This is a genomic window from Nocardiopsis sp. NPDC055824, from assembly GCF_053616335.1.
This window is the reverse complement of record NZ_JBSHDN010000007.1, coordinates 2,605-29,167: the sequence shown is the minus strand read 5'-3', so window position 1 is coordinate 29,167 and position 26,563 is coordinate 2,605. Positions and strand designations below refer to the sequence as shown.

General features: G+C 73.3%; 29 protein-coding genes and 1 pseudogene. 20 read left to right on the top strand and 10 right to left on the bottom strand.

What is annotated here, in order from left to right; genetic code table 11:
* The first annotated feature begins 86 nt into the window (after window positions 1-86).
* The 5 genes from ACWGL3_RS03440 to ACWGL3_RS03420 all read left to right on the top strand — a co-directional run bounded on the left by ACWGL3_RS03440 (window position 87) and on the right by ACWGL3_RS03420 (window position 4,303).
* Window positions 87-296: a hypothetical protein gene (locus ACWGL3_RS03440; RefSeq protein WP_267950052.1), complete on the top strand. Its 210-nt coding sequence runs from the start codon at window positions 87-89 to the stop codon at window positions 294-296.
* A gap of 92 nt (window positions 297-388) precedes the next feature.
* Entirely contained in the window at window positions 389-1,087 is a 699-nt protein-coding gene (locus ACWGL3_RS03435; protein WP_267950051.1) for a metal-dependent transcriptional regulator, read from the top strand.
* A 142-nt stretch (window positions 1,088-1,229) separates the two neighbouring features.
* Window positions 1,230-2,054, top strand: coding sequence for a class I SAM-dependent methyltransferase (locus ACWGL3_RS03430; RefSeq protein ID WP_267950050.1), 825 nt, complete (start codon window positions 1,230-1,232; stop codon window positions 2,052-2,054).
* A 173-nt stretch (window positions 2,055-2,227) separates the two neighbouring features.
* Complete coding sequence (locus ACWGL3_RS03425) at window positions 2,228-3,250, top strand: DUF6924 domain-containing protein (RefSeq protein WP_452460761.1); 1,023 nt, start codon at window positions 2,228-2,230, stop codon at window positions 3,248-3,250.
* Window positions 3,251-3,403: 153 nt separating this feature from the next.
* Window positions 3,404-4,303, top strand: coding sequence for an aminoglycoside phosphotransferase family protein (locus ACWGL3_RS03420; protein WP_452460760.1), 900 nt, complete (start codon window positions 3,404-3,406; stop codon window positions 4,301-4,303).
* A 47-nt stretch (window positions 4,304-4,350) separates the two neighbouring features.
* On the opposite strand, the gene ACWGL3_RS03415 is transcribed toward ACWGL3_RS03420, so the two are convergent.
* On the bottom strand, window positions 4,351-4,599 hold the full coding sequence (locus ACWGL3_RS03415) for a hypothetical protein (RefSeq protein ID WP_344175788.1): 249 nt from the start codon (window positions 4,597-4,599) through the stop codon (window positions 4,351-4,353).
* A gap of 299 nt (window positions 4,600-4,898) precedes the next feature.
* Between ACWGL3_RS03415 and ACWGL3_RS03410 the strand changes: the two genes are divergently transcribed.
* A complete protein-coding gene (locus ACWGL3_RS03410; protein WP_452460759.1) occupies window positions 4,899-5,135 on the top strand; it encodes a hypothetical protein in 237 nt (78 codons plus the stop codon).
* A 68-nt stretch (window positions 5,136-5,203) separates the two neighbouring features.
* Here ACWGL3_RS03410 and ACWGL3_RS03405 read toward each other — a convergent pair whose 3' ends face one another.
* A complete protein-coding gene (locus tag ACWGL3_RS03405; protein ID WP_267950045.1) occupies window positions 5,204-6,154 on the bottom strand; it encodes a phosphotransferase in 951 nt (316 codons plus the stop codon).
* Between ACWGL3_RS03405 and ACWGL3_RS03400 the strand changes: the two genes are divergently transcribed.
* The 4 genes and pseudogenes from ACWGL3_RS03400 to ACWGL3_RS03385 all read left to right on the top strand — a co-directional run bounded on the left by ACWGL3_RS03400 (window position 6,038) and on the right by ACWGL3_RS03385 (window position 8,313).
* Window positions 6,038-6,418 (top strand): DUF397 domain-containing protein, encoded by a 381-nt coding sequence (locus ACWGL3_RS03400; RefSeq protein ID WP_431061508.1) that lies wholly within the window; start codon window positions 6,038-6,040, stop codon window positions 6,416-6,418. The two genes, ACWGL3_RS03405 and ACWGL3_RS03400, sit on opposite strands and share 117 nt — an antisense overlap.
* 120 nt (window positions 6,419-6,538) lie before the next feature.
* Window positions 6,539-7,183: pseudogene (locus ACWGL3_RS03395) on the top strand (MFS transporter); the annotation flags it as partial.
* A gap of 85 nt (window positions 7,184-7,268) precedes the next feature.
* On the top strand, window positions 7,269-7,670 hold the full coding sequence (locus ACWGL3_RS03390; protein ID WP_452460776.1) for a hypothetical protein: 402 nt from the start codon (window positions 7,269-7,271) through the stop codon (window positions 7,668-7,670).
* 61 nt (window positions 7,671-7,731) lie between these two features.
* The gene (locus ACWGL3_RS03385; protein WP_267950043.1) at window positions 7,732-8,313 is read left to right on the top strand and encodes a hypothetical protein; all 582 of its coding nucleotides are present in this window, start codon (window positions 7,732-7,734) and stop codon (window positions 8,311-8,313) included.
* A gap of 90 nt (window positions 8,314-8,403) precedes the next feature.
* Here ACWGL3_RS03385 and ACWGL3_RS03380 read toward each other — a convergent pair whose 3' ends face one another.
* The gene (locus ACWGL3_RS03380; protein ID WP_452460758.1) at window positions 8,404-9,102 is read right to left on the bottom strand and encodes a type 1 glutamine amidotransferase domain-containing protein; all 699 of its coding nucleotides are present in this window, start codon (window positions 9,100-9,102) and stop codon (window positions 8,404-8,406) included.
* 184 nt (window positions 9,103-9,286) lie between these two features.
* Window positions 9,287-10,273 (bottom strand): phosphotransferase enzyme family protein, encoded by a 987-nt coding sequence (locus ACWGL3_RS03375; protein ID WP_452460757.1) that lies wholly within the window; start codon window positions 10,271-10,273, stop codon window positions 9,287-9,289.
* Window positions 10,274-10,806: 533 nt separating this feature from the next.
* Here ACWGL3_RS03375 and ACWGL3_RS03370 point away from each other — a divergent pair.
* Window positions 10,807-11,607, top strand: coding sequence for a SigB/SigF/SigG family RNA polymerase sigma factor (locus ACWGL3_RS03370; RefSeq protein WP_267950382.1), 801 nt, complete (start codon window positions 10,807-10,809; stop codon window positions 11,605-11,607).
* A gap of 104 nt (window positions 11,608-11,711) precedes the next feature.
* On the opposite strand, the gene ACWGL3_RS03365 is transcribed toward ACWGL3_RS03370, so the two are convergent.
* A complete protein-coding gene (locus ACWGL3_RS03365) occupies window positions 11,712-11,954 on the bottom strand; it encodes a peptidoglycan-binding domain-containing protein (protein WP_267950040.1) in 243 nt (80 codons plus the stop codon).
* 1,036 nt (window positions 11,955-12,990) lie between these two features.
* Between ACWGL3_RS03365 and ACWGL3_RS03360 the strand changes: the two genes are divergently transcribed.
* Together ACWGL3_RS03360 and ACWGL3_RS03355 are read left to right on the top strand one after the other, a co-directional pair.
* A complete protein-coding gene (locus ACWGL3_RS03360; protein ID WP_452460774.1) occupies window positions 12,991-13,257 on the top strand; it encodes an AbrB/MazE/SpoVT family DNA-binding domain-containing protein in 267 nt (88 codons plus the stop codon).
* 86 nt (window positions 13,258-13,343) lie between these two features.
* Window positions 13,344-13,562 carry a hypothetical protein gene (locus ACWGL3_RS03355; RefSeq protein WP_452460756.1) on the top strand — a complete coding sequence of 73 codons (219 nt, stop codon included), beginning with the start codon at window positions 13,344-13,346 and terminating at the stop codon, window positions 13,560-13,562.
* Window positions 13,563-13,780: 218 nt separating this feature from the next.
* On the opposite strand, the gene ACWGL3_RS03350 is transcribed toward ACWGL3_RS03355, so the two are convergent.
* From ACWGL3_RS03350 to ACWGL3_RS03340, 3 genes are all read right to left on the bottom strand, one after another.
* Entirely contained in the window at window positions 13,781-15,445 is a 1,665-nt protein-coding gene (locus ACWGL3_RS03350; protein WP_267950039.1) for an alkaline phosphatase D family protein, read from the bottom strand.
* Between the two features lie 447 nt (window positions 15,446-15,892).
* On the bottom strand, window positions 15,893-16,390 hold the full coding sequence (locus ACWGL3_RS03345) for an SRPBCC family protein (RefSeq protein ID WP_267950038.1): 498 nt from the start codon (window positions 16,388-16,390) through the stop codon (window positions 15,893-15,895).
* Window positions 16,391-16,393: 3 nt separating this feature from the next.
* Window positions 16,394-16,735 (bottom strand): ArsR/SmtB family transcription factor, encoded by a 342-nt coding sequence (locus tag ACWGL3_RS03340; protein ID WP_267950037.1) that lies wholly within the window; start codon window positions 16,733-16,735, stop codon window positions 16,394-16,396.
* A gap of 330 nt (window positions 16,736-17,065) precedes the next feature.
* Between ACWGL3_RS03340 and ACWGL3_RS03335 the strand changes: the two genes are divergently transcribed.
* Entirely contained in the window at window positions 17,066-19,075 is a 2,010-nt protein-coding gene (locus ACWGL3_RS03335) for a GTP-binding protein (protein WP_452460755.1), read from the top strand.
* Window positions 19,076-19,237: 162 nt separating this feature from the next.
* Here ACWGL3_RS03335 and ACWGL3_RS03330 read toward each other — a convergent pair whose 3' ends face one another.
* Window positions 19,238-20,098: a helix-turn-helix transcriptional regulator gene (locus ACWGL3_RS03330; RefSeq protein WP_267950036.1), complete on the bottom strand. Its 861-nt coding sequence runs from the start codon at window positions 20,096-20,098 to the stop codon at window positions 19,238-19,240.
* 243 nt (window positions 20,099-20,341) lie between these two features.
* Here ACWGL3_RS03330 and ACWGL3_RS03325 point away from each other — a divergent pair, with 243 nt between their 5' ends.
* The 5 genes from ACWGL3_RS03325 (at window position 20,342) to ACWGL3_RS03305 (ending at window position 24,733) form a co-directional block, all read left to right on the top strand.
* Complete coding sequence (locus tag ACWGL3_RS03325) at window positions 20,342-20,551, top strand: 4-oxalocrotonate tautomerase family protein (RefSeq protein WP_267950035.1); 210 nt, start codon at window positions 20,342-20,344, stop codon at window positions 20,549-20,551.
* 219 nt (window positions 20,552-20,770) lie between these two features.
* On the top strand, window positions 20,771-21,421 hold the full coding sequence (locus ACWGL3_RS03320; protein WP_267950034.1) for an NAD(P)-dependent oxidoreductase: 651 nt from the start codon (window positions 20,771-20,773) through the stop codon (window positions 21,419-21,421).
* A 76-nt stretch (window positions 21,422-21,497) separates the two neighbouring features.
* Window positions 21,498-21,986 carry a MarR family winged helix-turn-helix transcriptional regulator gene (locus ACWGL3_RS03315; protein WP_267950033.1) on the top strand — a complete coding sequence of 163 codons (489 nt, stop codon included), beginning with the start codon at window positions 21,498-21,500 and terminating at the stop codon, window positions 21,984-21,986.
* Window positions 21,987-22,197: 211 nt separating this feature from the next.
* Window positions 22,198-23,496, top strand: coding sequence for an MFS transporter (locus ACWGL3_RS03310; RefSeq protein WP_267950032.1), 1,299 nt, complete (start codon window positions 22,198-22,200; stop codon window positions 23,494-23,496).
* A gap of 391 nt (window positions 23,497-23,887) precedes the next feature.
* Window positions 23,888-24,733, top strand: coding sequence for an alpha/beta fold hydrolase (locus tag ACWGL3_RS03305; protein WP_267950031.1), 846 nt, complete (start codon window positions 23,888-23,890; stop codon window positions 24,731-24,733).
* Between the two features lie 101 nt (window positions 24,734-24,834).
* Here the strand turns inward: ACWGL3_RS03305 and ACWGL3_RS03300 are convergent, their stop codons facing one another.
* Entirely contained in the window at window positions 24,835-25,938 is a 1,104-nt protein-coding gene (locus ACWGL3_RS03300) for an alkene reductase (protein WP_267950030.1), read from the bottom strand.
* Window positions 25,939-25,999: 61 nt separating this feature from the next.
* Between ACWGL3_RS03300 and ACWGL3_RS03295 the strand changes: the two genes are divergently transcribed.
* Window positions 26,000-26,368 (top strand): MerR family transcriptional regulator, encoded by a 369-nt coding sequence (locus ACWGL3_RS03295; RefSeq protein WP_267950029.1) that lies wholly within the window; start codon window positions 26,000-26,002, stop codon window positions 26,366-26,368.
* Window positions 26,369-26,563 lie beyond the last annotated feature (195 nt).

Below are 26,563 nucleotides of genomic sequence, written 5' to 3'. Positions count from 1 at the left end.
TTCACATAACCATGCGGAAATTCAACCTGGACATTAACGGTTTCGGCCGTGAGGCTGATGTGAGACCCCGATGGAGAAGGTGTGCGATGACGACTCTCTGCCCCCACTGCGGATGGCCCGACGACCAGCCGTTCCTGGTGGTGTCCCGGCATGCCACGGGCCTCGGCCTGACCGTGTGGGTGCGTTGCGCCTGCGGTTCCGTGCAGGTTCGCGAGGTCGGCCCGGCCGGGGCGCGGATCGTCTCGCGGGGGCGTCCGGCACTGGGGCCGCCGTCCGGTCAGAACTGCCCGGGGTGAGGCCCTTCGCGGCTGTTCGGGGAGGTTCGGGCCCCGTCCACAGGGCGGCCGGAAATCGTTTCCGGCGGGCGGTCCGCGATACGGTTATGGCCATGGGGAACACACCGGCACGGCCGTCCACGTCGGCCGAGGACTACGTGAAGGTCGTCTACGACCTACAGGAGCGCGGCACCGGCCCGGTGACGATCTCCGGGATGGCCGAACGCCTGTCGGTGTCCAACTCCTCGGTCTCGGGCATGCTCCGCAAGCTCACCGAGCTCGGCCTGGTCGAGCACCAGCGCTACGGCGCGGTCAACCTCACCGAGGCCGGGACCAGGGCCGCGCTGTCGGTGCTGCGCCGACACCGCCTCCTGGAGACCTACCTGGTCGCCGAGCTGGGCTACTCGTGGGACGAGGTCCACGACGAGGCCGAGATCCTCGAACACGTCGTGTCGGACAAGTTCGTCGACCGTATCGCCGCCCACCTGGGAAACCCCGTGGTGGATCCCCACGGCGACCCCATCCCGACCCGCGACGGGCACATCGTCGAGCGCGAGTCCGTGCTGCTGTCCAACGCCGACGAGGGCGTCAGCGGCGTCATCGTGCGGGTCAACGACACCGACCCCGAACTGCTCCGCTACCTCGCCGACATCGAGATCGGCATCGGGATGAACGTGGAGGTGGTCGAGCGCCAGCCCTTCGCGGGGTCCCTCCAGATCGCGGTGCGCCCCGACGAGGGCGCCCCCGAGCGCTCCCAGGCCCTCGGCCTCGTGGCCGCCGAGGCCCTGTGGATCAGCCCCGAGACCAAGTAGCGCCCGGTACCGGGGGCGCCCCGCCCGGGCCCGGCGCCGGCCACCGGGAGGGCGCCGGGACACGGTCGCCGGTTCCGCGCGTCCGGCGGACGGTAACGGGTAGGGAACCGGTCACCGATCGCCGGACGAGAGGACACCGGGCATGGGCGAGGGCGGATCCGGAAACCGCGCGACGGACAAGGTCGACGTCCGCCTGGGCAAGGTCGAGAGCACCCTGCTGTGGACCGTCCACCACAAGGTCCTCGACTTCCGCAACACCGAACCGGTCCTCGGCGACGTGTGGGCCGTGGACGTGATGGACCGCCTGGAGTTCGACCGGCGCCACCTCCGGGGCACCTCGGGGGACCGCTACATGGTCCTGCTGCGCGCCCGCCGCATCGACGCGTGGGTGCGCGAGTGGATCGCGGCGAACCCCGGGGGGACCGTCCTCCAGCTGGCCTGCGGGCTTGACGCCCGCGCCCTGCGCGTCGGCGCCCCCGAGCGGGGCCGCTGGATCGACACGGACCTTCCCGATGTCGTCGCCCTGCGCCGCAGGGTCCTGCCCGAGCCCCCGCGTTACCGGCTCCTCGCCGGATCGGCGACCGAGTCCGACTGGCTGGAGGAGATACCGACCGACGCGCCCGTCCTGGTGGTCGCCGAGGGCCTGGTGGAGTACCTGCGGCCGGAGGAGACCCATGCCCTGCTCGGCCGCCTCCTGGCGTGCTTCCCCGGCGGGGGCGAGATGGTGTTCGACGTCGTGTCCCCCCACGTGGGCCGCCTGGCCGGGGTGTTCGGCTGGCAGATGTACGGCCTGGAGGACCCCCGCCTGCCGGAGCGCTGGTATCCGGGGCTGTCGCTGACCGGCGACTACGAGGTGGTCGGGGACCACGCCTCCGTGCCCGAGCAGCCCTTCCGCTCCCTGTACCGGGTGCTGTCCCGGTGGCCGTGGACCCGGGGGTTGATGCGGGTGCTGCGCTTCCGCTTCTGAGCCGGCGGCGCGCCCCGCGCCCGCCGCGGCGGGTTCCGGTCGGACGGACCGGACGCGGGGGACCGCCGCCCGTGCCTTCGCGGGCGGGACGCCCGGTGCGGGAGGTCGGGCGGATCGTCGGTCCGCCCTGCTAGAACCGAGGGGACCCATCCCCTCCTGCGAAGCGGCCCCCGATGCACCCCACCCTGAACCTCCCCCCGGCCTCCGACGGCCCCCCGGCGCCCGGGCTCCTGATCGTGCGCACCGACTACGCCGACGCCGACGCCTGGGAGGACGTGCGCTCCCGCCTGGGCGACCTGCCCGGCGCGTACCCGCCCGGACCGGGCCCGGTGAGCGCGCAGGAAGCAGCGATCCTGGAGAAGAACCCCAAACACCTGGTCGTGGTGGACGACCCCGCCTGGAGCGGCGCCGGTCCCGACGAGGTCCGCGACGCCCTGCACCGCGCCGGGACGTGGACCCCCAGCCTGGTCCTGATCGCCGACGAGACGACCATGGCCGACACGCTCCTGCATCCCCTGCTTGCCATCCGGGACGGGGAGGACTCCTACCGGATCGGCCCGCACGCCGCAGCCGTGTTCCACCTGCTGGTCCAAGCGCTCGACGAGTATTTCGCGATCGGTTTCGCGGAGGACGAGGACTCCTCCCCGGGGCCCGACGACGTCTTCGGGGCCCGGCTGGAGATCTCGGCCCGCACGGCCCCGTACCGGACGCCGGACACGCGCATGGAACTGCTGCCCCACACCGAGGACCCGCTGATCATCCGCACCGACCACACCGACGACGCGGTCTGGGAGGCCGTGGTCGCGGAGGTCCGCGCTCCTGTGCCGGACGGCATCTTCCGGCAGGAGGGGGAGGAGGAAAAGTTCTACCACGCCTACGTGGACGTCCTCGACGACCCCCGGTACGCGGGCGCCACCACGGAGCAGATCCTCTCCCTTGTCCCGCGGGACTACGAGCACACCTTCCTGATCATCGCCGACAGGACGACCATGGGCGACCCCAGGCACCCGCTCCTGCTCGTGGACCTGTACGAGGAACCCGGCCTGTCCTTCCGCGCGACCCCCGTGGCGGTCCAGACGGTCCAGAACAACCTGTCCATCGCCAACATGGACTTCTCCGACTACTACATCGACGAGGGACACATCCAGTACCGGGACGCCAGGGAGACGCTCACCGACGAGCAGATCAGGTTGTGACACGGGGGCGCGGGGCGGAGGGGACGACGGTGCCCCACGCCGTCCCCTCCGCCCCGTCCCACGCGGTGAAAACCGGTGGACAGGCGGGCGCGCGGGACGCTGTGATGGCCCCGGCGCCCGCCGGACGCAGCGGGCCGACGGCTGGAGCTGCCCTTGGCGACCGACACGCCCCCGGACCCCCGCCCCTCCATCGACACCGCGCTCGTCAGGCGCCTGGTCGACACCCAGTTCCCGCAGTGGTCCGGGCTGCCGCTCAGGCCGTTCGGCCCGGCCGGCTCGGACCACGTCATCCACCGCCTGGGCGGCGGGCTCTCGGTCCGGCTGCCACGCCACGCCGGTGCCCGCGGCCAGGCCCGCAAGGAGTTCGCGTGGCTGCCCCGGCTCGCCCCGCACCTGCCCCTGGCCGTGCCGGCCCCCGTGGCGGTGGGCGAACCCGACCTCGGCTACCCGTGGCCGTGGGCGGTGTCGCGCTGGATGGACGGCGAGGTGGCGACCGTCGAGGCGCTGGGGGACTCCCGCGGCGCCGCTGTCGAACTGGCCGGGTTCCTGAGCGCCCTTCAGCGGTTCGCCCCCGAGGAGGCCCCGGCCGACGGCGTGGACACGGCGGCCGAGGACAGGTCGTTGGCCGCCCGGGACCGGCAGACGCGGGCCGCCATCGCGGAGGCCGGCGGCGTGTTCGACGCCGCGGCGATGACCGGGCTGTGGGAGGCGGCGCTCGGCGCTCCCGGATGGGACCGGCCGCCCGTCTGGTTCCACGGCGACTTCCACACCGGAAACCTGCTGATGGACGACGGCAGCCTCAGCGCGGTCATCGACTTCGGCGGACTGGGGATCGGGGACCCGGCGTGCGACCTGACCATCGCCTTCACCCTGATGTCGGCCGGGAGCCGGGCCGCCTTCCGCTCCGCGCTCGGTGTGGACGAGGCCACCTGGACCCGGGGGCGGGGCTGGGCGCTGGCCTCGGGGCTGAGCGCCTACACCGCCTACGCGGCACACGACGCGCGGGTCGCCGAGCAGACCACCCGCCAGATCGGCGAGGCCCTCGCCGGGTAGTGCGGCGGCCGTGGGGATCCACCGTCGCGGCCCGTGCGGAGCAGGGGTCACAGGGGCAGAGCGGCCAACAGCGCCGGTAACGCCGGCAGCGCCAGGAGGAGCATGAGGCATCCCCCGGCCGGCGGGGTGTTCCCCCGGGGCGCCTTCGCCTCCAGGTCGGCGATCATGTGCGCCTGGGCCGGGCATCCCGGGGTCACGACGTCCTCGGGGCTGAACACGCGGCAGGGCAGACCCGTCATGAACTCGCCGTCGTACTGCCGTCCGCACATGGAGCAGGTGGGGTCACTCGGCTTCATCGGCTCCGCCCTTCCCTCGACGGCCTGGTCCCGAGGTGCGACCACGCTACCCGCCCGGGGGCTCCGTGCAAGGGCGGCGACCACATCCGGTCAGGGGTCCGCGACGGGGTGCGGGGTTCTCCCACATCGGGGACGTGACGGCGGAACCGGGGGCCTGAACGGATGTGACAGGAGAAGGGCCGCCCGGTACAACACTCGTGGACCATTCACGTTTTCCTCCACGAGGCGGGGGCGTCATCGTTTTCCACGGCAGGCGATTCGTCCACGGTTTCCTCTTCGGAGCGCTGGCGGGACTGGTCGTGCTGAATGCCGCCTTCGCCCTCACGTGGGCTTCGGTGCACATCGGCTACGGCGGGGTCTCCGACATGGGGGGCTTCCGCCTGTCGCACCATCCGAACCTCGGCCACCCCGTTCACCTGGACGTCAGGGAAGGACGTATCGGCGCCTTCCTCGCGCTGTGCGGGTTCACGGCCGCCGCGGCGAACCTCGTGCGGGGGAGGCGGGGCGAGGGCGCGGAACGGGTTCCGCGCCCCTGAGGAACGATGTGCGCCCCCGGCCGGGCCCGGCCACGGCGGGCTCCCCGGCCGGGACGGATCCTCCGGGGTCAGTCGGCCATCCCACCGGCGAACGGCGTCGTCCGCCACTGGTCGACGGCCGGCCCCAGGTACTCCACCAGCACGGGCAGCTGCGGCGCGAGGGCGAGGGCGGCGATGGCCCGCAGCATTCCCACGGCGTTCACGAAGCGCAGGACGTCCCCGTCCAGCTCCCGCACGCCGTTGCGCCGGGCTCCGCGGTCGTAGGCGGATTCGATCTCCGGGCCGAGCGCGGCCAGGTCCCATTCGACGGGGCCCAGGGTCACCAGCTCGAAGTCGGAGTAGAGGTCGCCGTCCGCCCCGGAGAAGATGTTCGCCGGAGGGGAGTCGCCGTGGATCGGCTGGATGCCGATCCCCGGGAACGCCTTCTCGAAGGCCGTGCGCGAACTCACGAGGGGCTCCAGGACACGCCATTCGCGGCGTGCGCGGTCCAGGTCGGACGGGTCGATGAGGTCGGGGCGCCCGTCGAGCCGGGCGAGGTCCTCGGCGAGGGTCTGCGGTTCGGCCGCGGACAGGAACGACAGGCGGCCCGGGTAGCCGCGCATCGCGGCGTGCAGTTTCGCGACGCTCTCGGCGTTCGCCGCGTAGTCGGGCTCCCTGCCCCGGTCCTCCTCGACGAACTGCCAGAACGTCATCGAGAACCCGTCGCGCCGCACCGGTTCCCGGGGGACGAGGGGGCTGGGAGGGATCACCGGCGTCCCCTGGGCCGCCAGCCACCGCGTCACGTCCAGTTCCGCGCGCTGGCGGTGCGCCAGGGCGTCGAGGTCCGTTCCGGGCGGCAGGACGACGGGGATCCGGGCCACGACCGGTGAGGGCGCGAGGTGGACCACGACGGAGAACAGGTCGTGGAGCACCCTCGCGTCGGTCACGGTGAGTCCGAGGTCGCGCCCCGCGCCGACGGCGGCGTCGACCGCGGCGGAGGCACGGCGAGCGGTCTCCTGCGGGGTCATGAAGTCGTTCATGGCCCGATCATCCCAGGGCCTCGGGTGGACGGGAGCACGGCCGACGCGCTGAACCGGGCGCCGGGGCCCGGCCCCCGGTTCGCGGAACGCGGTCCGGCACGTGCTCGGCACACGTCCAGCAACAGCGGCAAGTCGGGTGAGTGCGTCGAGGTGGCGGAGGGAGTTGTCACTGCAGTTCGGGACACGCGACACCGGGAACTGGGCCACCTCACGGTTCCTGCTGCGGAATGGTCCGCGCTGGTCAGCGCGGTACGCACCTCCTGACACCACGCGACGGAGACCGGGGGAGGCGAGGCCCGGAATTCCGCACTGCCTCTGTCCGAGGCGCGCGCTAGCGTTCCCGGTGCCGAAAACCCCCACCGACAGGCACCGGAGGCCGCCCCGATGGCTCGGAGCGAACACAGACCCCCGCGTCTCTACCGGGTCTGGCTGACCGGAGCAGGAGCGACGGCGCTCGGCACGCAGATACTCGTCTTCGGGCTCGTGTGGCACGCGGCCCTGATCGGTCCCGGCGCCGCCGCGGCCGTTCTCACGGCGCAGATCGTCCCCCGCGTACTGCTGACCCTGCACGGGGGCGCGCTCAGCGACCGTGTCGGGGCGCTGCCCGTCATGGTGGCCGCGAACGCGGTCCTGGGCGCGCTGGCGGCCGTGGGCGCACTGGCCATGTCCGTCGTCGATCCGGGGCCGGCCGCCATGGTCGCGACCGCTCTGGCCCTGGGCACGGTCGACGCGGTCAACATCCCGGCCTCGGCGTCGGTCCCCGAACTGCTGGTCCCCTCCGAGGCCATGGGCCGCGCCCTGGCGGCCCGGCAGATCGTCCTCCAGGGCGCGGTGCTGTGCGGGCCTCCGCTGGGAGGCGCGGCGATCACCTTCCTGGGGCTGCCCGCCACCTACGGGGCCGGGGCCCTGGGCTACCTGGTGATGCTCGCGGTACTGCGCCTCGTCGGCTCCCGGACACGGTTCCCGGCGTCCGCCGACGCCGGACCGGGCCTGAACCGCCAGGTCGGGGAGGGGCTGTCGACCGTGTTCGGCACACCGCTGCTGCGCGCGGTCGTGCTGCTCACCGGGGCCTTCGGGGTCGGCATGGCCGGTCCGACCGCCCTGGTCCTGTGGCGTGGCACCGCCCGCCGCGCTGGGGATGGTCACCGCGGGAGCGGGGATCGCGGTCGCCGCCTTCGCTCCGGGACCGGTGGCGTTCTGCCTGGTGTCCTCACTCGTGGGGCTGGGCACCGGTGTCTTCTCCACCCACGTCGGGCCGCTGTTCATGGCCGCCTGCCCGAGCGGAGCCGTGGGGCGGGCCCACGCGGTGCTGACCCTCGCCCAGTGGCTGCCGCTCCTGGTGGCCAACCCGGTGATCGGCGTCCTCGCGCGGGCGCACCCGGTGTCCGTCCTCCTGCTCCTGTGGGGCGCCGGGGCGTGTGCGGCCGGGGCGGCGGCCCTGGGCACGCGTGCCTTCCGCACGGCGGTGCTGTCCGGCGGCACCCGACGGGGAGAACAGGAACCGGAGACCGGCTGAGGCCCGCACGCGCTTCGGGCAATCGCTTCCGCCTCCTCCAGCGACCTGCTTGAGTGGTCGCATGGACGCCACTCCCCATCCGCGCCACGATCCCGCCGTGGTCGCGCACGCCGCCCACGTCCTGGACCTCCTCGGCGGCCCCCTGACGCCCGTGGAGGTCCCGATGCCGGGGCGGCCTCCGGTCCATGCCCCTGCCTATGGTCCGCCCGTCGAACGTCCCTACCGCCGACACGACGGCGAGCACCAACACCCCCCGCTCCCCACCGGACCGCCCCGGAGCAGGGGCCTGTTCTCCCGGCTCGCGTCCCTGGTCAGGCGGCCGCCCGGACCGGCCGGGGCGCCGCCGGGCGGGCCCGGTGGACCCACCGGGGAACGCAGGGACCTCACCCGCAGCCTGGCCAGGTACCGTGCCGCCCCCACCGAGGACCACCACCTCGTTCTCCTGGAGAGCATCTCCAAGAGCCTGGACGCCTACGTGGAGCTCCAGGAACAGCGCGCCCGTGCCGAACGCGAGCAGGCCGAGCAGGCGCACCGGTCGGCGGTGGCGGCGCACCGCGTAGCGGTGGCCGGGATGGTCTTCGGCGCGGCGGGCTGGCTCGTGGCCCTGGCGCAGCTGCTCCTCTCCCTCCTCGGGGGCGGGTAGCCCTGATCCGGGTGGGCGCGCCGGAGGGCCGGCCCCGCGGACGGGACCCGGGGCCGGCCCTCCGGGCCGTGTTCGTCACGGCGTGTGCGCTCATGCGCGTTCGCCGTCCACCTCGGCGACCAGATCGAGCAGGGCCTCGGCCGCGGGAGCCGAGGACGCGGGGTTCTGACCGGTGAGCAGCAGGCCGTCGCGGACGACGTACGGCTCCCAGTCCCCGACCTTGGAGAAGACGCCGCCGAGTTCCTCGAGCTGGTCCTCGACCAGGAACGGGACCACCTCGGTCAGCCCGACGGCGGCCTCCTCCGAGTTCGTGAACCCCGTGACCCTCCTGCCCCGGACCAGCGGGTTGCCGTCCTCTCCGGTGACGTGGCGCAGGGCCCCCGGCGCGTGGCAGACCAGGGCGAGCGGTCTGCCCGCCCGCAGGGTGGTCTCGATGAGCCGGACGGAGTGCTCGTCCTCGGCGAGGTCCCACAGCGGACCGTGTCCGCCGGGGTAGAAGACCGTGTCGAACTCGGCGGCCGAGACCGAGTCGAGGCGCACCGTGCTCTCCAGGGCGGCCATGGCCTCGGTGTCGGACTCGAAGCGCCGGGTCTGGTCGGTCCGGGCGTCGGGCTCGTTGCTCTTGGGGTCCAGCGGCGGACGCCCGCCCCGGGGGGAGGCGAGCACCAGCTCGGCGCCGGCGTCCTTGAAGCGGTAGTACGGGGCTGCCAGTTCCTCCAGCCAGAAGCCCGTCTTGCGTCCGGTGTCACCGAGCTCCTCGTGCGAGGTCAGGACGATGAGGATCTTCATGAACGCTGCTCCTTCGATTGGGCCGGTGGTCTCCCGGGATCGGTGGGCGCGGCCTGCGGCGCCTTCCGGACCCCGGCGGGGAGGTCCCTCCGCCGGGGTCCTCGCCCGTGCCCACCCGGCTACCCGCCCGTGGCGCTCCCCATGCCTCCTGCAGGGGTGCGACCAGGGGCGATCCCGTCAGCCCCTATTCGGACAGCGCCTGGGCGAGCAGACCCGTCGGGGAGAAGACGCCGCGGACGTGGCCGAAGGCCTCGCGGCGCTCCTCCTCGCCGCAGGCGGGGTCGATGACGACCCCCGCGAGTTCGGAGGCGTCCTCCAGCACGCGCAGGCCCCGGTAGTAGGCGAGCAGTTCGGCGTCGACCCGGTGGTGCCCGTACCCGTCGAGGAACAGGCCCTGCTGCTCCTCGGTGGCGGCCCGGTCCGCCAGGACACCGCCCCCGAGGACGAACATCAGGTCGCGTTCGCGCGGGGCGAGGACCGCGTCGTCGAAGTCGATGAGGACCGGGCGCCCGTCGGTGGCGATGACGAGGTTGCCCAGGTGCGGGTCGGCGTGGCAGGCGGCGAAGCCGGGGAGGCCGTCCCGCTCCCGGAGGCGTGCGGCCAGGTCGATCGTGCGCCGGTGGACCTCGCGCAGTGCCGCGCGGTTCCCGGACCACAGCTCTGCCAGTCGCCGCCCGATCCCCTCGGCGGGTCCGGCGTCGAGCGCGGTGTCGACGCGTTCGAACAGCCCGGCCCACCGGCCGGGGTCGAAGTCCTCGCGCGGGACCCGCTCCAGCGCCTCGTCCCCGAGCGGCACCCCGTGCAGGGCGGCCAGGATCTGACCCAGCTCGCGCCATCCGGCCGGCCCCGGGGGCGTTTCGAGGGCGCTCGTGCCCTCGACCCAGTCCATGACCGACAGGCGTGCGCCGCCGGTGTCGACCCACAGGGCTCCGGTGCGTGCGGGCAGCGGCTCCGGAGCGCTTCCCGGCCGGACCGCGTTGAGCGCGGCGGGCAGTACGAGCCCCGCGGGGGAGCCCCCGCTGCTCCACTTGACGGCGAAGCGGCGCCCGCGCGCGTCGGTGGCCCGCCACAGCGAGGCGTTCAGGTCCGCGCCGCCGCCGACCGGGACGAGGTCCGCCCCCTCCAGTGCGTAGTGCTCGCCCACCACGGAGGCGATACCGGATGGTGCCATCGGACGTCTTCCCCCGACTGCTCGTGTGTTCGCGTCCTGGCACGGTGCGCAGGACCGGTGGCCGCCGCAGGGCGACCACCGGGCATGGTACGGGTCCGGCACCGGGGCGTCCTGGTGTTTTCGCGTCCGGAGAGACGAGGGGAGGGTCGCACCGGTTCTTCACGGGTCCCCGTCGGCGCGCGTTCGCGCCGCGGCTCCCGAGGCAGAGCGCGCGACGCCGCCGCCGGAAACGGGAAGCCGCCGACATGCCCCCGCGGGCGCGGGGGAGTGCCCCGGGTGCGTCGGCCGCTGAGCACTCCACACATGCCTGTACTAAATGTCTTGTTTGTCGCTCTGTGGTAGCAAGAGTTCCCCAAAGTTCTCTCTGGGCCTTTTAGTCTCCTTCGTGAGGGAAGGATGACAGTGGCACGTGCCTTCGAGGGCCGTGCCCTGCCGTTGCGGCAGCAACGCACAGGCCGGCTTTCAGGGGGTCTCTCTTGTCCGTCACCGACACCGACGCGCTTCCGGTCGACGCTCCCGCCGCACGAGGTCCGATGATCCCGGCGCCGCGACGGCCGGGACCGGGCGAACGGGACCCGGGCGAAGCCCTCCTCAGACAGCTCAAGGCCCTGGGCCCGGGCGGTCCCGGAGCACACGAGCTCCAGGAGCGGGTCGTGTCCCACTACGCGCCGGCCATGAAGCGGATCGCGCACCGCTACGGGGGCCGCGGGGAACCGGTGGAGGACCTGTACCAGACGGCGATGGTGGGGCTGTGCAAGGCCATCCGCGGCTTCGACCCCGACCGGGGGGCGCCGTTCCTCGGCTATCTGATGCCGACCGCGATCGGCGAGGTCAAGCGCCACTTCCGCGACCACACCTGGGCCGTGCGGGTGCCCAGGTCTGCCCAGGAGAACCGGATCCGCCTGCACCAGGCCCGGCAGGAGATGACGCAGGAACTGGGGCGCACGCCCACCGGTGACGAACTCGGGCACAAGCTCGGGATGACCCGCGAGCAGCTGGACGAGGTTCGCCAGGTCTCCGACCTCTACCGGGCCCTGTCGCTGGACGCCCCCGACAACCCGGACGCGGACGGGGACGACTCCCCCTCGCTGGAGGAGCACCTGGGCTGCGAGGACCGGCTCCTGGACCTGGTGGTGGACCGCGAGGCCCTCAAACCGGCCCTGGCACGCCTGTCCGAGCGCGAACGCGACATCCTCATGCTGCGCTACTTCCACGACCACACACAGGCCGAGATCGCCGAGCGTCTGGGCTACTCCCAGATGCACATCTCCCGCCTCCTGCGGACGACCCTGGAGCGCCTGCGCGAGGAGATGGGCGTGGGGACCGCCGCCTGAACCGGACCGCGCACCGCCCCGGCCCGCTCGCAGGGGAGCCCCCCGCGGCGTGTCCGTCGCGAGGGGCCGGCCATGGCGTCATGGCCTTGTGGAGCGGGCGCGGGCTACTTCACCCCCGCCACCTTCTCCACGAACTCCTTCATGACCTGCCCGCCGGCGGTCCCGGTGATCGGCGTCCCGGGCTTGGTCGATCCCTGCGCCGCCCTGGCCTTGCGGACCGCTTCGGTGGTCTCGGTCCCGTACTCGCCGTCGGCGCCGGGGTTCTTGTCCAGGTGGCCCGCTGCGATGAGCAGTTCCTGCAGGTACGCCACCTTCTCCCCGCTGTCGCCTTGCTTGAGCCCAATCATGTCGTTCCTCTTTTCTTCCGGCGAGGTTGTTGAAGCCCCGTGCTGCAGTACTCCGGAGAACACAGAACCACCGTGCCGCGACCGGGCGCCCCAGACGGGTTCTCCTCAGGAAAGTTCACACCCTTGACGGAGAACGCCTTTTTCCTGTCAATTTTCCCGCGGCCTCCATGAGCACGAAGTCCCGGTGTCCGGAGATATAAATGAAGACAAGGAAGGATGCGAGGAACCGCCTCTTTCCCGCAAGAAATGAGACAGTCTTCCTCTCTCGTGAATTCGCGTTCGCAGGACGACCCTCCGAACGAGCGGAGGCTTCCCTCGATCTCGTCTCCCGAGGGCGGCGCAGACGCTTCCATCGGGCGTGTACGCGACCGATGGCACCCCGGGCCGGACCTCGCGACACCGGTCGCGGTCACGCGCCCATGGGCCTCGGCGCTGCCTTCACCATTCCTTGTGTCCCGGGTCCGCATCCGGATCCTCCGGGAATCACGGCGGGCCTGTCGAGGACTTCCACCGCGAGAGACCGGTGCGCGTCTTCTCGCACTTCCAGCGCCACCGCCTGCGGACCTCGAGTCGTCCTGGGGCGCGCGCTCGGCCTGCTTCTGATTATAGACCCGGAAGCGCGCCACCAGGCAACACTCAACTCCATGTATGCCTGGAAGGAAAACACCCGATTCCCTCCCCTTGAAGAATCGCGGAGAGTGGAAATAAAAGAACTTTTTCCTTGAGGCGCCGCTGGCCTGGCCCGCGGGTGGATGCAGGTGAAGTATTTACCGTCTCCGGTCGGCGCACCGGGGCACCGACCGCCCCCGGCGTCCCGGCCCCGATGGGGAGCGCACAGGCGACCGGGCCACGCCGGACTCCTGGCCCTGCCCGGTTCACAGGTGCTGTCGTCCTTCCTGGACCGCGGTAGGAAAGTTGAACTGTCTGACTTTCTGACCCATGCTGTAGCCATGCCTCGGGAAGGGAAGCCCAGCGCATGACCACCAGGAAGGCCCAACCGATGAGCGAGACGAAGTCGAGACGCCGACGCGCGGTGATGCGTCGCAAGAACCAGGTCACACTGCCCCGTGAGGTGGCGGAGGCCCTCCACATCCGGGAGGGGGACGAGGTCGAGTTCGCCATCACGGAGAGCGGTCAGGTCACCCTTAGGGGCATGACCGCCGTGCCGACCGACCAAGCGTGGTTCTGGGACCCCGAATGGCAGCGGGGCGAGCGGGAGGCCAGTGAGCAGATCACCGAGGGCCGAACCGAGGAGTTCGAGGACGCGGAGTCGATGTTCGACGCCCTCGAAGAGGAGCGCTGAGAGCACTGGCCACGTTCGCCACCACCCCCCGGTTCCGGGCCGACTTCAAGAAGCTGACACCTCAGCAGGTCGAGCGGTTCCGCAAGGTGGTCACCACCGAGTTCGCACCCGACGTGGAGCAGGGACGGTTCCGACCAGGTCTGCGGGTCAAGGGCGTGCAGGGCGCTCCGGGGGTCTACGAGACGACCTGGGCGCCTGACGGGCGCGCCACGTGGGAGTACGGGGACGGGCGTTTCCCCGGGAAGGCGCACGTCGTCTGGCGCAGGGTCGGCACGCGCTCCGTCTTCAACCCCGGGCCGCCCTGACACCCGTGTCGGAACAGCGTCTGCCGCCCCGACCGCAGGAGGCCCCGGGCCGTCCCACCGTGGCCCCTCGGGCAGACACGCGCAACGCCCGGCCGGAGAACTCCGGCCGGGCGTTCGTCCGACGGGGCGGAGTGCGGGCGGCGCGCCGACCGCCCCCGGGGTCCCGGCCCGGAGACGGGAGAGGCGGGCTGCCCCCGCCTCCGGCAGCCGGGGGCCGGTCAGGCCTGGGGGCGCACGCCCGGGACGCCGTCGTCGATGACGAACCGGGCCCGGTCGGTGATGGGCGCGCCGGGGTCGGTCACGTAGTCGAGCGTCCTGTAGTCGGCCGTCCACCCGGTGGGGGTCACGACGTTGCGGACGTAGCCGCGTCTGCGGTTGACGAACCGGATGTGCGGGTTCTCCCTCAGCTGCACCGCGTCGCCCGGGTTCTGCTCCGCGCCGTCCCCTCCGCTGGTGAACGAGGTGCCCACCAGTTCCGTGGCGACCGTCGCCGAGCCCGGGTCGTCGAAGTCCGCCTTCACGTCGCACACGTAGTTGGCGTGCACGTCCCCGGTGATCACGACCGGGTTGCGCACACGGGCCAGCGCGTCGCGGACGGTGTCCCGCTCGACCCGGTAGTTGTCCCAGGCGTCGTCGCTGAAGTCGGTGGCCGCGCCGGCGGCGAAGTCGCGCTGGGAGAAGAACACCTGCTGCGCCAGCACGTTCCAGCGGGCCCGCGAGGAGGACAGCCCGTTCAGCAGCCACGCCCGCTGGTCCGCGCCGAGCAGGGTGCGCGAGGGGTCGCCGCGCTCGGAGTCCGCCACCTGCACGTCCCGGTACTGGCGGGTGTCGAGCAGGTGCACGTCCACGAGGTTGCCGAAGGACAGCTTGCGGTAGAGGTGCATGTCCGGCCCGGCGGGGATCTGGGAGCGGCGCAGCGGCATGTGCTCGTAGTAGGCCTTGAGCGCGTCGGCCCTGCGCTGGAGGAAGGCCTCCGAGGGCTCGCCGCCGTACGGGGTCTCGTCGGCCCAGTTGTTCTCCAGTTCGTGGTCGTCGAAGACCACCGCCCACGGGAAGGCGGCGTGGGCCGCCTGGAGGCCCGCGTCGGCCTTGTACTGGGCGTGCCGGACGCGGTACTCGGCCAGGGTCTGGACCTCCCGGGCGGGCACGTGGGGGCGCCCGGCGCCCCCGGCCTCACCGGTCTCGTAGATGTAGTCGCCCAGGAACACGACCAGGTCCAGGTCCTCCCTGGCCAGGTGCTCCTGGGCGGTGAAGTGGCCGCTGGTGTAGCTCTGGCAGCTGGCGAACGCGAACGCGAAGCGGTCCGTCCGCGCGTTGGGCGCCGGCGTGGTCAGGGTCCGGCCCACGGGACTGATCTCGTTGCCGTGGCGGAACCGGTAGTAGTAGGGGGTTCCGGGCCGCAGCCCCTGGACCTCCACGTGGACGGAGTGGGCTGCGCGGGGGCCGGTCCCGACGGTGCCGGAGGTGGTGATGCGGCGGAAGTTCTCGTCCTGGGAGACCTGCCACTCGACCTCGACCCGCCGGTCGGGCATGCCGCCGAGCCCGTTCTCCGCCAGGGGGTCGGGCGCCAGGCGGGTCCACAGGACGACGCCGTTGTGGAGGGGTTCTCCGGAGGCGACGCCGAGGGTGAAGGGTTCGGCCACCCGTCCGGGCCGGGGGGCGGCGTCGGCGTGTGCCTCGGGGGCCCAGCTGGAGGCCAGGGCGACGGCTCCCAGGGTGGCGGCGCCGCCCACCAGGAGCTGGCGGCGGGTGGCGCGGGCGGCCTCTTCCGCGAGGGAGGCGGAGACGGGGGCGGCGCTCGCCGGCGGGGCGGTCGGCGCGGGCACCGCGGTCAGGGGGGTGGGGGAAGGAGCGGGGGCGGGGGTGCGGGGAGTTCCCGGCATGCACGGTCTCCTGGAGTTCGTGGAGCGCCCGGCCCCGGTCGGGGCGGACGGGGACCGTGCTCTATCCGGCCACGGAAAGCGGAACGTCCCAACCACCGCCCGGTGAACGTTGAACCCGCGCGGGTGACCATCGGGTGACGGAGAGCTCCGAGGACCAAGATGCCCCGGGAGAACGCCGATGCCACGACCCGCATCCCCCTGCTTTCGTATAGTTCGTTCAATCGAACTGTAAAAACAGGCCGCCAAATCAGAATCAAATCCGCAATTCAACTGGAAATAAAAGAATAGCCCCGAGTCGAATTGAACACCCCTTTTTCGGCCCTCCTCGCCCGACTCCTCCCGCGCCCCGGATCCCCGCCGCGCACACGCCTCCGTCCGCGGAGGGGGACCGGGGCCGGCCCTCCGCGGACGGCCGGCCCCGGCGGCCTGCCGCCGGGGCCGGGGCAGTCACCGCTTCCGGACGGTCTCGGTGACGTAGGCGGCAAGGTTGCCCAGGGTCTGCCGGCCGCTCTCGACCGCGTGGTACTTCTCGGCCGCCTCGTCGCGCAGCTCCCTGGTGGGGAACACCGTGCGCATCTCGATCCGGGTCGCCGCACCGTCGGGCTCGAACGTGAGGACCGACTCGAAGGCGTTCGGGTCGTCGCGGGTCTCACCGTGGAGCATCGCGATCCGTTCCGGCGGGGCGAGCTCGGTCCAGGTGATCCACTCCTGGTAGTCCGTCCCGTCCGGTCCGTGCATCACGAAGTCCCACACCCCGCCGACGCGGAACTCGAACGCCCGCGTGGTGGTGGTGAACCCCTCCGGCCCCCACCACCGCGACAGGTGCCGCACGTCGGTGAACGCCTCGAACACCAGCTCGGGCGGGGCGTCGATGGTCCGGGAGACGACGATCTCGCGGTCGGCTGTCGCCGACCTCGTCGGCGTTCCTTGTTCTGTCGCGCTCATCGGCTACTCCGCTTCCCTTGTCTGCTTCAGGTCCTGCACGTAGGCGTCCAGCCGGTCGAAGCTCTCGTTCCAGAACCGCTCGAACCCGCCGGTCCACTCGTGGACGGGCCGCAGCCCGCCGGCGTCGAGACCGTACAGGCGCTGCTTCCCCGCCCTGCGGTCCCGCACCAGCCCGACCTCCCGGAGCACCCGCAGGTGTTTGGACGCTCCCGGCTGGGTCATCCCCAGCTCCTGGGCCAACTCGGTCACCGAACGCTCACCCGTCCGCAGCAGTGCCAGGATCTCCCGGCGCTGCGGCTCGGCGATCGCGTTGAAGACGTCCGACGTCGTCGCTGCTCGTGCCATGGGACAATCATATTCCCATATCGGCATGCGTCAAGCCGGAGGAGCCGAGCGGATCCTGTCGGACAACGATCGCGACCCTTGGCAGCGGCGGCGGACACCGGGGGAGAGCGGGGCGCCTTCGCTCCGAAAGCCGCCGGCGGAGCACCCGTCACCCGGTTCACCGCTCGTCGACGGCGTCCCCACACGGGAAAACGAGTTGTGCGGCACCCGGGACGGGGCCAGAATCGGACCGCCGACCGACAGCCGAGGAGAGGAACAACGGGATGCGCCGGTCCTACGGAGTTTTCGAGCCCTGCAACCGGACACGAATCCCCGAGGACACCTCCGCTCTTGTCATCTCTTCCGACCGCCCTGAACATCGGCATCGTCGCGCACGTCGACGCGGGTAAGACCAGCCTCACCGAGCGCCTGCTGTTCGACGCGGGCGCCCTCGACCGGCTCGGCAGCGTCGACGCCGGGGACACCCGCACCGACTCCGGCCGCATCGAACGCGAGCGCGGCATCACCGTGCGCACGGCCGTCGCCTCCTTCCGGGCCGGCCCCGTCCAGATCAACCTCGTCGACACCCCCGGCCACACCGACTTCGTGGCCGAGGTCGAACGCGCCCTGACCGTGCTCGACGGCGCGGTACTCGTCCTGTCCGCGGTCGAGGGCGTCCAGGCCCACACCCGCGTGCTGATGCGCACCCTGCGGGAGGCGGGGCTGCCCGTGGCGCTGTTCGTCAACAAGACCGACCGTCGGGGCGCCCGCCCCGACGGAGTGCTCGCGGACGTGCGTCGGCTGCTCTCCCCGGACGCGGTCGCGCTCAACCGCGTGCGCAGCGCGGGCACGCCCGGCGCCCGCACGCTGCCCCCGGACCGGGACGACCCGGCCACGGGGGAGGCGCTGGCCGAGGTCCTGGCGGCGCACGACGACGACCTGCTGGCACGCCTGGTCGACGGCCTCCCGGCCCCGCCGGCGCACGAACTGGACAGGATGCTCGCGGCCCAGGTCGCGCGGGGGCTGGTCCACCCCGTGCTGTTCGGCTCGGCCGTCACCGGCGCGGGCGCCCCCGCGCTGGTCCGCGCCCTCACCTGCCTGTTCCCCGCCACCGCCCCGGAACCGGGGACCGCCGACCCCGAACCGCGGGGCACGGTGTTCTCCGTCGAACGCTCGGCCTCGGGGGAGAAGACCGGCTACGTGCGGCTGCGGTCGGGCCGCCTGGCCGAGCGCGACCGCGTCGTGCTCCACCGCGACACCTCGAGGGCCTCCGACGGCCCGGAGTCCTCGCACAGCGGCCGCGTCACCCGCCTGGAGGTCGTGGGCGCCGAGGGCGTCCGCACGCGTGCGCTGACGGCGGGCCACATCGGCCGCGTCCGGGGGCTGCCGGGCCTGCGTGTGGGGGACCGGCTCGGCCCTCCCGCCCCCTGCGGCCCCGGGCCCCGCTTCGCGCGCCCCTCCCTGGAGGCGGTCGCCCGTCCGGAGCACGAGGGCGAGGGACCGCGCCTGCACGCCGCCCTGACGGCGCTCGCCGAGCAGGACCCGCTGATCGGTGTGCGCACCGTGCCCGGCCACGGCGTCTCGGTCCTGCTGTACGGGGAGGTGCAGAAGGAGGTGGTCGCAGCGACCCTGGCCGACGACTTCGGCGTGCGTGCCGTGTTCGACCGCAGCACCATCGTGCACGTCGAGCGCCCCGCCGGCGTGGGCGAGGCCGTCGAGACGGTCGGCTCCCAGCCCGCGGACGGGTTCACCGCCACGGTGGGCCTGCGGGTGGAGCCGGGGGAGGAGGGGAGCGGCGTCGTGTTCCGCAGGGAGGTGGAGCTCGGCGCCCTGCTGCCGTCGTTCGACCGGGCGGTGGCGGAGACGGTCCACGACACCCTGTCCCAGGGCCTGTACGGATGGCAGGTCACCGACTGCGTGGTGACCCTGGTCCGCAGCGGGTTCGTGGCCCCGACCAGCACGGCGCGGGACTTCCGCTGCCTGACCCCGATGGTGCTCATGCGGGCGCTGCACCGCGCGGGCACACGGGTGATGGAGCCCGTGCACGCCTGCGAGCTGGAGGTCCCCGCCGACACGTTGAGCGCGGTCCTGGCCGCCCTGGGCGCCGTCGGCGGCCACGTGCACGAGTCCCGTCCGGGAGGCGGCGCGTGGGAGCTGAGGGGGGAGCTGCCCGCCCGCGCGGTCCACGGGTTCCGGACGGCGCTGCCCGGCCTGACGCGGGGCGAGGGGTTCCTGCTGAGCCGCCGCTCCCGGGTGCGGCCGGTGGCCGGCGCCCCTCCGCGCCGGGCCCGCACCGACGGGAACCCGTTGAACCGGGAGGAGTACCTCCTCCACCTGCGGCGGTCCGGGCCGGGCGGATGAAGGCGCTCGGCGGTTTTCCCGCCGGGCCCGCCCGGGGGGCGAGGACGCGGAACGATCCCGGCCAGGAACAGCGGGACCGCGTCGATACGCGCCGCCCGCTCGAAGCGGGGTCGTTCCGACGGGGCCCCGAAGCCGACCACCGACACTGCGGACGGGAGGCTCTCAGAGCGACGGTCCGGTGACTTCCTGGGTGCCGAGGACTGCGAGCAGGTCGAGGAGGTCGGCGCTGTCGGTGCCGACCGCGGGGGTGAACCAGAGCAGCCGCTGTCGGCCGTCCTCGCTGAACAGGTGGAGGCAGTTGACCTCGATCAGGCCGAGCTCTGGGTGGTTGAGGCGTTTGCGGTCGTCGCGCCGGAAGGCCACGTCGTGCTCGGCCCACAGGGCGGCGAACTCGGAGGAGGCGCCGATCAGCGAGCTGATCATCGAGCGGGCCTCGGTGTCCTTGGCATCTCTTCTGGCGGCGGCTGCCCGCAGGTCGGCGACGAAGGCCCGGGACTGGCCCCCGTGGTCGGCTTCGGGATACATCCGCCGGGCGTCGGGGTCGGTGAACCACCGGTGGACGAAGCTGGCCCGAGCGCCGCGAAGGCCCGAGTGGTCCCCGAGCAGCGCCATCGCCAGCGGGTTCTGCAGGAGGGTGACATGCAGGTCGGTGATGACCTGCGCGGGTGTCGATGTCAGACGGACGAGCAGGTCGAGCATGCCGGGGTGGACGTGCGAAGCCGGTCCGCCGTGCGCGGGCACCGGGCGGTCGGCCAGGTGGTAGAGGTAGTCGCGCTCATCGGCGGTCAGGCGCAGGGCCCTCGCCAGCGCGGCGATCATCTGCACGGAGGGCTGGGATCCGGCGCCGCGTTCGAGTTCGTTGTAGTAGTCCACCGATGCGCCGGCGAGCTGGGCGACCTCGTCGCGGCGCAGCCCGGGCACCCGGCGGCGGAGCCCGTGGGGAAGCCCTACGTCGACCGGACGGATGCGCTCACGCCGCGAGCGCAGGAAGGCTCCCAGCTCGGTGTAGTTCACAGATCCCATGCCGTCCATTCTGCGTCCGGCCGGGCCGCCGGCACAGGGGATGGGATCCCCTGGTTCCACCGGGCGGAGCCGAGCATCCTGGAGGACATGGCTGCCGACCGCTCCGCGCGGAGTCCTGCCACCGGATCGGCATCGGCTGACTGCCGCCCCCGCGCCGGTACCGGCCGGGAACGGCGCCATGGCCACACGTTCTCGGACACGTGCTTCCGCATCGCGGGAGAGTCCACTCAAGGAGGAACACCCATGCCTTTCGCCAACTTCAAGGTCCCCGCGGGCACCGTCACCGCCGAGGACAAGAAGAAGCTCGTCGAGCGCACCACCGACCTGTACGCGGAGATCTACGGCGAGCGGGCCCGTGCCACCACCGTCGTGCTGATCGACGAGGTCGCCGACGGCGGCTGGGGCGTCGCCGGCAGCGTCCTGACCGCCGCCGTGCTCAACGGCGACGCCTGATCTCCCTCCTGTGCGGGCCCGGCCCCTCCGCGCCGGGCCCGCACCGAGGGGGACCCGTTGAACCGGAAGGAGTACCTCGTCCACCCGGGGCAGGCCGGGCCGGGCGTACGGAGCTGAACAGCCCGAACGCGCAAACCCCGGCGGCGCCGTCGGTCCCGGCGTCACCGGGGATATGATTCGTGAAAACGAACTGTTCTTTTCCCGGGGAGTGAAACGGTCATGGCCGACGAGAGCACCGCCCGCATCACCGTCCTGGGAGCCACCGGGGGCACCGGCCGCCAGGTGGTGGCACAGGCCCTGGCCGCAGGGCACCGGGTCACCGCGCTGGTGCGCGACCCGGCACGGATGCCCCTCGTCCACGACCGCCTGGACGTGGTCCGGATGCCGGTCCCCGACCCCGGGGCGCTGCGCGCACTGCTCGGGCGGACGGACGCCGTCGTCTCGGGCCTCGCCGCCACGGCCAAGGGCGGATCGCCGGCCACCGTCTGGACCGGCGCGGTCCTGGCCGCGCTCGCGGACCGGCCGGACACACGCCTGGTCGCGGTGAGCGCCGCCCCCGTCGGGCCGCACCCGCAGGGGAGTTCGCCGTTCCACCGCTTCGTGCTCTCGCCCCTGGTCGGCCTGGTCTTCCGGGACGCCTACCGGGACCTGGAGCGGATGGAGGCGGCCCTGTCCGCCGGCGGCGCGGCGTGGACCGTGGTCCGCCCGCCCCGGTTGACCGACGACCCCGGCACCGGGGGGTACCGGCTCGTGGTCGGCGGGAACGTGCCCTCCGGGTACAGGATCGGCCGCGCGGACCTGGCGCACGCCCTCCTGCGCGTCCTGGACGACCCCGCGACCGTGCGGCGGGCCGTCGGTGTGGCCTACTGAGGACCCTCCGCTCCGACCCGCGCCGGTCCGCCCGCCTGCGGGCGGACCGGCCCCCGGGGATCGGTAGCATCGGCCCATGAGCCAGGACGCGGTCGGGGACGACACCGAGATGCCGGATCGCGAACTGCTCGAGGGCGCCCTGCGGTTCGTGCCCCTGCTGGAGACGTTCTACCGCCGCGCCCACTCCGAGATGCCCGACGAGCTCCGGCGGCTGTTCCAGGAGAACCGCCTGACCGCCCGGCACGGGTCGGTCCTCACCCAGCTCACCCACGGCCAGGAGCTCAGCGTGGGCGAGCTCGCCACCCGCCTGGAGGTGGGGCTGCCCACCACCAGCGAGCTGGTCGGCGACCTGTCCAGGGTGGGCCTCGTGGTGCGGCGGCAGGACCCCGCCAACCGTCGGCGCGTCCTGCTGTCCCTGGCCGAGGAGTACCGGGACCTCATGCGCGCGTTCGCGAGCAGACGGGCCCGGCCCCTGCTGCGGGCGTTCGAGCGGCTCACGCCCGCCGAGCGGGAGGGGTTCGCCGCCGGCCTGCGGGCCTGGGCCCACGAGGTGCACTCCGCCTGAGCCGCGCCGGGGCCCGCGGAACCGCGCCGGGTCCACGGGCGGGGGAGGCGGGGCCGGTGCCCCGGAGCACTGGCCCCCGGCGGCGCCGACCGCCTATCCTGGTGCCATGCACGAGCGATGTTAAGTTCCGAACCGGTCTTCGGACCGAGCACGCGGACCACCGGGCGAACACGCCCCCGGTGTCCTCGTTCCGCTCGACCGAAAGACCTTCATGACCACCCTGCCACCGCGCGCCCCCGGCGCGCGTACCTCCCGTCTGACCCGGCCCCTGTACGCGTACGCGGTCCTGGAGGAGTTCGTCCTCCTCTACCCCCTGTACGCGATCCTCTTCGACGAGACCGGGCTGACGGTCGCCCAGATCAGTTCGCTGTTCGTGCTCTGGTCCCTGACCTCCGTCGTCGTGTCGGTCCCCGCCGGCGCCTGGGCCGACGTGGTGCCCCGCCGCTACCTGCTGGCCGCCGCACCCCTGTTCGCGGCCGCGGGCTTCGCCCTGTGGCTCCTGCTGCCCGGCTACTGGGCGTTCGCCCTGGGCTTCGTGCTGTGGGGCGCGGGCGGAGCCCTCTCCTCCGGCGCCTTCGAGGCCCTGGTCTACACCGAACTCGGACACCGCGGCGCGGCCGACCGCTACGCCCGGGTCATGGGCGTGACCCGTGCCCTGGGGGTGGCCGCGGTCGGCGCCTCCACCCTGCTGGCGGTCCCCGTGATGGAACACGGCGGCTACGCGGCCATCGGGGCGGCGAGCGTGGCCGCCTGCGTGCTGTGCTCCGCGGCCGCACTGGCGCTGCCCGAGCACCGGCGGGCCGCCGGCCCCGGCTCCGGGGACGAGCCCGCCGGCTACCTCGCCACCATGCGCGCGGGCCTGGCCGAGGCTCGCGCGAGCCGGGGCGTCCGGGGCGCGATCGTGCTCGTCGTCGTGGTCACGGCCTTCTGGGACATGCTGGAGGAGTACGTCCCCCTGCTCGCGGACGAGGCCGGCGTCCCCACGGCCGACATCCCCCTCGTGGTCCTGGTGGTGTGGGTGTTCATCACCGCGGGCGGCCTGCTCGCCGGGCCGGCGTCCCGGCTGCCCGTCCGGCTCCTCGCCGTCCTGCTCGGCCTGGCGGCGGTCGCCATCGCGACCGGCGCCCTGCTCGGCAGCCTCCCCGGCTGGATGCTGATCGGCGCGGGGTTCGGCGTGTGCCAGACCGCGAACGTGGTCGCCGACGCCCGACTCCAGGAGCGCATCACCGGGGCCGGCCGGGCCACGGTCACCTCGCTCGCCGGACTCGGCTCCGAAGCCTTCACCGGCGCCTCCTACCTGTTGTACGCGGCGGTCTTCGCACTGACCGGCCACGCCCTCGCCTTCGCCCTCTTCGCCACCCCCTACCTGGCCGCGGCCCTCGTCCTGGGCCGGAAGCGGGCAGGGGCCCACTCCCCACGGGGCGGGGCCCCCGGGCGCCAGGAGGACGGCGCCGCCACGGGGGAGTCCGCCGGGACGGGTCCTCTGACGCGTCGGGGAGAGGCCGGGTGAGACGGGGCGCGACCGGGGCCGAACCCGACGGCGTCCGGGGGCGTCTCCCCCTGTAGCCGGGCGCTCCGCGCTCCGGCGCCCGTGGCGGACGGCCCCGTCCGCCACGGCGCACCGTGCCCGAGGACGGCGGGTCACGGCGCGCGAGGGGCCGCAGGTGCGGAGGGACCGCCTGCGGCCCGCTCGCCTCCGGCGGGGGCCGCACCGCGCCGCGGCCTCCGCCGGGGCGCGCACGCGCGTGCGATGAGGTGGTCCCGGAAGAGGCGCATCCGCAGCGCGCACGCGCGTGCGCGGGGCCCGTTCCCGGAAGCGGTGCGGTCCCGACCGACTGGGCGCGCTCCCATGGCCATCCCGGTGGAACGGCGCCTTGCACGGATGAATAGCATCGGTTCTTGTGGCACACGAGACGACGAACACCGCGAACAGTGACGCCCCGGACACCGCCTCCGTGAGCGGGATCGACGTGAGTTACACCGATCGCGGAGCCGGGTACCCCGTCCTCTTCATCCACGGCCACCCCTTCGACCGGACGATGTGGGCACCGCAGGTCAAGGCGTTCGCCGGGCGCGGATACCGGGTGGTGGTTCCGGACCTGCGAGGGTACGGCCGCAGCACCGTCGTCCCGGGGACGACCTCCATGAGCGCGTTCGCCCGCGACCTCGCCGCGCTCCTGGACCACCTCGGCCTGGACGTGGCGGGCGTGGTGGGACTGTCCATGGGAGGGCAGGTCGCCCTGGAGTTCTACCGGCTCTTCCCCGACCGGGTCGACTCCCTCACCCTGGCCGCCACCAATCCGCGCGCCGAGACCGACACGGGCAGGGCCTCCCGGGTCGCGATGGCCGAGCGGCTGCGGGGGGAGGGGATGCGGGGCTACACCGACGAGATGCTCGTCGGCATGATGACCGCCGACAACGTGCGCGACCTGCCCGCGGTGGCCGACCACGTGCGCGCCATGATGTACGCCGCCCCGCCCGAGGGTGCGGCGGCAGCCCAGTACGGACGCGCCCAGCGCCCCGACTACACCCCCCTGCTCCGGCGCGTCTCGGCGCCGACACTGCTCATGGCGGGCCAGCACGACCGGTTCACGCCGCCGGACTTCACCGAGTCCATGCACGTGCTGATCCCCGACTCCGTCGTGGAGATCATCGAGGGCGCGGGGCACCTGCCCAACCTGGAGCGCCCCGACCGCTTCAACGAGGTGCTGCGCAGGTTCCTGGACCGCTGCCGCACCCGCGTCTGACCGGCGCCTCCGGCAAGGCCCGGCCCCGGCCGCCCCCTCCGTGCCCGGGGCGGGGAACGGCTGCTCCGGGGCGGCCCGCCGCGCGGTGCCCGCCGCCGGGCTCAGAGGGCCGCGGCGGGGTAGTCGGTGTAGCCGGTGGCGCCCCCCACGTACATCAGGTACTTGTCGCGCACCGGGTTGACCGGAGCACCGGTACGGATGCGCTCGACGAGGTCGGGGTTGGCCAGGAAGGGGCGCCCCAGGGCGACCAGGTCGGCCCCGGCCTCCAGCATCCGCTCTCCCGCGGCCCGGCCCCCGTCGGCGGGGATCCCCTCGGCGGGCAGGACCGGGTTGCCGACCAGGGTCCGCGACCAGCGGGAGCGGATCTCCTTCCAGACCCGGCTGTCGGGGTCGGCGAAGGCCACGTGCAGGTAGGCGGGGCCCAGGGCGTCCAGGCGCTCGGTCAGCCCGGGGTACAGGGCCGCGATGTCGTCGGCGGTCTCGGCGATGCCGTTGCTGGTGTTGCCCGGGGAGACGCGCACACCGACCCGGTCGGGGCCGATCTCGTCGACGACGGCCCCGACGACCTCCAGCACGAACCGCATCCGGTTCCGCGGGGCGCCGCCGTAGGCGTCCTGGCGCCGGTTGGTGGTGGGAGCCAGGAACTGGTGGAGGAGGTAGCCGTTGGCGGCGTGGACCTCCACCCCGAGGAAGCCCGCGTCCACGGCCCGGCGGGCCGCGGCGGCGAAGTCGGCGACGGTCCCGTCGATGTCGGCCCGGTCCATCTCCCGGGGCGTCACGGCCGGCTGACGGCCGCCGGGTGTGTGGATCGTGTCGGGCAGGGCCACGGGGGAGGGCGCCACCGGCGTCAGCCCGCTGGTGGCGGGGTGGCCGACGCGGCCCCCGTGCTGGATCTGGAGGAACATGCGCCCGCCCGCCTCCGCCACACGGCGGGTGACCGCCCGCCAGCCCTCGACGTGCTCGGGGCGGTGCAGGGCGGCGATGTTCGGATAGGTCTGGCCGACCGCGTTCGGGGTGGAGGCCTCCGCGATGACGAGGCCCGCCGAGGCGCGCTGGGCGTAGTACTCGGCCATGAGAGCGCTCGCGGCGCCCGAGGGCTCGGCCCGGTTGCGGGTCATCGGGGCGATGACGAGGCGGTTGGGCAGGTCGATGCCGGCCAGGCGGGCGGGGGTGAGCAGCGGAGAGGTTCCGGATGTGGTGTCCATGCCGCTACCGTAGGAGTTGACGCCAATGTCAACTTCAAGTGCGGGGAGTGTGAGTTGGGCCATGCGGATCGGTGAATTGGCGCGGCGCAGCGGTGTGAGCACACGGTCGCTGCGCTACTACGAGCAGCAGGGCCTGCTGTCCTCCGAGCGCACACCGGGCGGTCAGCGCGAGTACGCCGAGTCCGCGCAGGACCGGGTGGAGCGCATCCAGGAGCTGTTCGCGGCGGGGCTGTGCAGTGCCAAGATCGCGACCCTGCTGCCGTGCATGCGCGACGTCGACGGCGGCCCGGCGGAGCCGGACGGCACCCTGGTGGCTGACCTGATGGTGGAGCGCGACCGCATCGACCGGATGATCGGGGACCTGCAGCGCTCCCGCAAGCTGCTCGACGACGTCATCGTGGCGGCCTCCACCGAGGTCGCGGCGCCGTAGGACACGCCCTTGACCTGCGGGTTCGCGCCGCCCGCGTCGCGCGCATCCGTGCGGCGCCGGACGCGGCCGAGGGGGATCGCGCGGACGGCGGTGGCTGAGCACGGCCTCCCACCGGCACGCCCGGGGGATTCCGGCTCCGCGCGCGGGGCAGACGTGTCGGCACACCACCGCGCCCCGCCCCCCTACGGGCGGGGC